We start from the raw sequence: 5,554 nt of genomic DNA on the forward strand, positions 1-5,554 counted from the left end.
TGCGCAAGCATGACCTAAAGAGATGAAGAGCTCGCACGATTAGATGCGGATCTGGGAGACTGGATCTGCAGACGTCAAGCGAGAGTTTTAACAGGAATTGAACTGAAGAGTTTGATCCTGGCTCAGATTGAACGCTGGCGGCATGCCTTACACATGCAAGTCGAACGGCAGCACGGGGGCAACCCTGGTGGCGAGTGGCGAACGGGTGAGTAAAGCATCGGAACGTGCCCTGAAGTGGGGGATAACGTAGCGAAAGTTACGCTAATACCGCATATTCTGTGAGCAGGAAAGCAGGGGATCGCAAGACCTTGTGCTTTAGGAGCGGCCGATGTCGGATTAGCTAGTTGGTAGGGTAAAGGCCTACCAAGGCAACGATCCGTAGCGGGTCTGAGAGGATGATCCGCCACACTGGGACTGAGACACGGCCCAGACTCCTACGGGAGGCAGCAGTGGGGAATTTTGGACAATGGGCGCAAGCCTGATCCAGCCATGCCGCGTGAGTGAAGAAGGCCTTCGGGTTGTAAAGCTCTTTCGGTGGGGAAGAAATTGCTTCGGCTAATATCCGGAGTAGATGACGGTACCCGCATAAGAAGCACCGGCTAACTACGTGCCAGCAGCCGCGGTAATACGTAGGGTGCGAGCGTTAATCGGAATTACTGGGCGTAAAGCGTGCGCAGGCGGTTGTGTAAGTCAGATGTGAAATCCCCGGGCTTAACCTGGGAACTGCATTTGAGACTGCACGGCTAGAGTGTGGCAGAGGGGGGTGGAATTCCACGTGTAGCAGTGAAATGCGTAGAGATGTGGAGGAACACCGATGGCGAAGGCAGCCCCCTGGGCCAATACTGACGCTCATGCACGAAAGCGTGGGGAGCAAACAGGATTAGATACCCTGGTAGTCCACGCCCTAAACGATGTCAACTAGGTGTTGGTGGGGTTAAACCCATTAGTGCCGTAGCTAACGCGTGAAGTTGACCGCCTGGGGAGTACGGCCGCAAGGCTAAAACTCAAAGGAATTGACGGGGACCCGCACAAGCGGTGGATGATGTGGATTAATTCGATGCAACGCGAAAAACCTTACCTACCCTTGACATGTCAGGAATCCTGGTGAGAGCTGGGAGTGCCCGAAAGGGAGCCTGAACACAGGTGCTGCATGGCTGTCGTCAGCTCGTGTCGTGAGATGTTGGGTTAAGTCCCGCAACGAGCGCAACCCTTGTCATTAATTGCCATCATTTAGTTGGGCACTTTAATGAGACTGCCGGTGACAAACCGGAGGAAGGTGGGGATGACGTCAAGTCCTCATGGCCCTTATGGGTAGGGCTTCACACGTCATACAATGGTCGGTTCAGAGGGTTGCCAACCCGCGAGGGGGAGCCAATCTCAGAAAGCCGATCGTAGTCCGGATTGCAGTCTGCAACTCGACTGCATGAAGTCGGAATCGCTAGTAATCGCGGATCAGCATGCCGCGGTGAATACGTTCCCGGGTCTTGTACACACCGCCCGTCACACCATGGGAGCGGGTTCTGCCAGAAGTAGGTAGCCTAACCGCAAGGAGGGCGCTTACCACGGCGGGGTTCGTGACTGGGGTGAAGTCGTAACAAGGTAGCCGTAGGGGAACCTGCGGCTGGATCACCTCCTTTCTAGAGAAACCTGAAGCAAGAGCTCACAACCTATCAATCATCGCAAGTCATACAGACGGAGGGTCTGTAGCTCAGTCGGTTAGAGCACCGTCTTGATAAGGCGGGGGTCGTTGGTTCGATTCCAACCAGACCCACCAACGTTTGAACGAAGGATGTTTAAACGGCATATCAAGATGGGGGATTAGCTCAGCTGGGAGAGCACCTGCTTTGCAAGCAGGGGGTCGTCGGTTCGATCCCGTCATCCTCCACCAACGATCCTGGAGTCAGGAGTCAGAAGTAAGTGCTGCGTGGCAGTGTTTAGTTCTGACAGAGAAGTCTGTCTGTACGCTCTTTAACAAAATGGAAGAAGGTTGTATCGCTGGTTGCCGACAAAGCAAGGCCAGCGATACGGTTGTGATTGCATCGACTTCTTGTTACAGCTAGCAAGAAGTTGCACAAACGAGTTGCCTGTAACCAGGTTCTCGAAAGAGAGCTTAAGGTTATAGGATCAAGCGACTAAGTGCATGTGGTGGATGCCTTGGCGATTACAGGCGAAGAAGGACGTGCAAGCCTGCGAAAAGCTCCGGGGAGCTGGCAATGAAGCTTTGATCCGGAGATGTCCGAATGGGGAAACCCACTCCGCAAGGAGTATCGTCATCTGAATACATAGGGTGACGAAGCGAACCGAGTGAACTGAAACATCTAAGTAGCTCGAGGAAAAGAAATCAACCGAGATTCCCAAAGTAGTGGCGAGCGAAATGGGACCAGCCTGCAAGTGATAGCGGATTCGTTAGCGGAAGCTTCTGGAAAGTAGCGCCGTAGTGGGTGATAGCCCCGTACGCGAAAACCAATCCGTGGTACTGAGCTTGCGACAAGTAGGGCGGGGCACGTGAAACCCTGTCTGAACATGGGGGGACCATCCTCCAAGGCTAAATACTCGTAATCGACCGATAGTGAACCAGTACCGTGAGGGAAAGGCGAAAAGAACCCCGGGAGGGGAGTGAAATAGATCCTGAAACCGCATGCATACAAACAGTGGGAGCCCCGCAAGGGGTGACTGCGTACCTTTTGTATAATGGGTCAGCGACTTACGTTCAGTAGCGAGCTTAACCGAATAGGGGAGGCGTAGGGAAACCGAGTCTGATAAGGGCGATTAGTTGCTGGGCGTAGACCCGAAACCGGATGATCTATCCATGGCCAGGATGAAGGTGCGGTAACACGCACTGGAGGTCCGAACCCACTAGTGTTGAAAAACTAGGGGATGAGCTGTGGATAGGGGTGAAAGGCTAAACAAATCCGGAAATAGCTGGTTCTCTCCGAAAGCTATTTAGGTAGCGCCTCACGTATCACCTTCGGGGGTAGAGCACTGTTATGGCTAGGGGGTCATCGCGACTTACCAAACCATTGCAAACTCCGAATACCGAAGAGTGCGAGCGTGGGAGACAGACATCGGGTGCTAACGTCCGGTGTCGAGAGGGAAACAACCCAGACCGCCGATTAAGGTCCCTAAGACATAGTTAAGTGGGAAACGAGGTGGGAAGGCTTAGACAGCCAGGAGGTTGGCTTAGAAGCAGCCATCCTTTAAAGAAAGCGTAATAGCTCACTGGTCGAGTCGTCCTGCGCGGAAGATGTAACGGGGCTCAAACTATGCACCGAAATCGCGGATATCCGTAAGGATATGGTAGGAGAGCGTTCTGTAGGCCGTTGAAGGTGGCTTGTAAAGGCTGCTGGAGGTATCAGAAGTGCGAATGCTGACATGAGTAGCGATAAAGCGGGTGAAAGGCCCGCTCGCCGAAAGCCCAAGGTTTCCTGCGCAACGTTCATCGGCGCAGGGTGAGTCGGCCCCTAAGGCGAGGCTGAAAAGCGTAGTCGATGGGAAACTGGTTAATATTCCAGTACCTCTTTGTAATGCGATGGGGGGACGGAGAAGGTTAGGTCAGCCGGGTGTTGGACGTCCCGGTTTAAGCGTGTAGTCGTGCTGCATAGGCAAATCCGTGCGGCTTAGATGAGGCGTGATGACGAGTGGTCTTTGACCGCGAAGTGATTGATACCCTGCTTCCAAGAAAAGCCTCTAAGCTTCAGTTATGAAGAGACCGTACCGCAAACCGACACAGGTGGGCAGGATGAGAATTCTCAGGCGCTTGAGAGAACTCGGGAGAAGGAACTCGGCAAATTAGCACCGTAACTTCGGGAAAAGGTGCGCCCTTGTAGATTGAAGGCCCTCGCGGCTGGAGGTCGACTGGGTTGCAGTGAAATGGTGGCTGCGACTGTTTAATAAAAACACAGCACTCTGCAAACACGAAAGTGGACGTATAGGGTGTGACGCCTGCCCGGTGCCGGAAGGTTAAGTGATGGGGTGCAAGCTCTTGATCGAAGCCCCGGTAAACGGCGGCCGTAACTATAACGGTCCTAAGGTAGCGAAATTCCTTGTCGGGTAAGTTCCGACCTGCACGAATGGCGTAACGATGGCCACACTGTCTCCTCCCGAGACTCAGCGAAGTTGAAATGTTTGTGAAGATGCAATCTCCCCGCGGCTAGACGGAAAGACCCCATGAACCTTTACTGTAGCTTTGCATTGGACTTTGAACCGGTCTGTGTAGGATAGGTGGGAGGCTTTGAAGCTGGGACGCTAGTTCCAGTGGAGCCAACCTTGAAATACCACCCTGATTTGTTTGAGGTTCTAACCATGGCCTGTGAATCCAGGTCTGGGACCGTGCATGGTAGGCAGTTTGACTGGGGCGGTCTCCTCCCAAAGTGTAACGGAGGAGTACGAAGGTACGCTAGGTACGGTCGGACATCGTGCTAATAGTGCAATGGCAAAAGCGTGCTTGACTGCGAGACCCACAAGTCGAGCAGGTACGAAAGTAGGTCATAGTGATCCGGTGGTTCTGTATGGAAGGGCCATCGCTCAACGGATAAAAGGTACTCTGGGGATAACAGGCTGATACCGCCCAAGAGTTCATATCGACGGCGGTGTTTGGCACCTCGATGTCGGCTCATCACATCCTGGGGCTGTAGCCGGTCCCAAGGGTATGGCTGTTCGCCATTTAAAGTGGTACGTGAGCTGGGTTTAAAACGTCGTGAGACAGTTTGGTCCCTATCTGCCGTGGGCGTTGGAAATTTGAGGGGGGCTGCTCCTAGTACGAGAGGACCGGAGTGGACAGACCTCTGGTGTACCGGTTATGACGCCAGTCGTATCGCCGGGTAGCTAAGTCTGGAAGAGATAAACGCTGAAAGCATCTAAGCGTGAAACTCGCCTCAAGATTAGATTTCCCTGGGGACTTGATCCCCCTGAAGGGTCGTCGAAGACCACGACGTTGATAGGCTGGGTGTGGAAGCGCAGTAATGCGTTAAGCTAACCAGTACTAATTGCCCGTGCGGCTTGATCCTATAACCTTAAGCAGCAACTCGGCTGCAATCACAACCTCATCCTTCTTCTCATTTTGCGTTCGCCGCCTCAGCGACGAACGGACAAGTTATGCTTGGCGGCCATAGCACTTTGGACCCACCCCTTCCCATCTCGAACAGGACCGTGAAACGAAGTCGCGCCGATGATAGTGCACAGCTCGTGTGCGAAAGTAGGTCACCGCCAGGCTCCCTCTCCAAAGCCCTCGCCCTCAACCGGCGGGGGCTTTGTTCGTCTACCCGCCTCACACACCGTAGCCTCCAAGTCGTCAGGCCCCGACATCTCCCCGTGGGGACTGACGGGCGGGACGAGTTCGTACGCGGTTCCCTTCGTCGGTCTGCTCGCATTCCTCCAGTGCGGTAAAAACGCGAATGACGTTAGTGTCAAAACGCGCCCGGATCGGGTTCGCTAAAGAGTTGCCTTCGCTGCGGTCCACGCCGACCATAACGCCTCGCTAGAAGAACACTCCAGTATCTGCACTCCTTCCCCCGAAATGCGTCCCACGAAATACCGTCGCCTCAAATGCGATTAC

At 53.9% G+C, this 5,554-nt stretch carries 2 tRNA genes and 3 rRNA genes; all 5 read left to right on the forward strand.

The window, feature by feature from the left end:
- The first annotated feature begins 99 nt into the window (after positions 1-99).
- A 16S ribosomal RNA gene (locus NZ453_RS21765) occupies positions 100-1,637 on the forward strand.
- 60 nt (positions 1,638-1,697) lie between these two features.
- A tRNA-Ile gene (locus NZ453_RS21770) sits at positions 1,698-1,774 on the forward strand.
- Positions 1,775-1,812: 38 nt separating this feature from the next.
- Positions 1,813-1,888: transfer RNA gene (locus NZ453_RS21775), tRNA-Ala, on the forward strand.
- A gap of 234 nt (positions 1,889-2,122) precedes the next feature.
- Positions 2,123-5,006, forward strand: a 23S ribosomal RNA gene (locus tag NZ453_RS21780).
- Positions 5,007-5,097: 91 nt separating this feature from the next.
- Positions 5,098-5,211 (forward strand): 5S ribosomal RNA (gene rrf / locus NZ453_RS21785).
- Together the 16S, 23S and 5S rRNA genes with 2 tRNA genes alongside form the textbook arrangement of a ribosomal RNA operon.
- The last annotated feature ends 343 nt before the right edge of the window (positions 5,212-5,554 follow it).

This window comes from Propionivibrio soli (assembly GCF_025770765.1).
GTDB classification, from domain to species: Bacteria; Pseudomonadota; Gammaproteobacteria; order Burkholderiales; family Rhodocyclaceae; genus Propionivibrio; species Propionivibrio soli.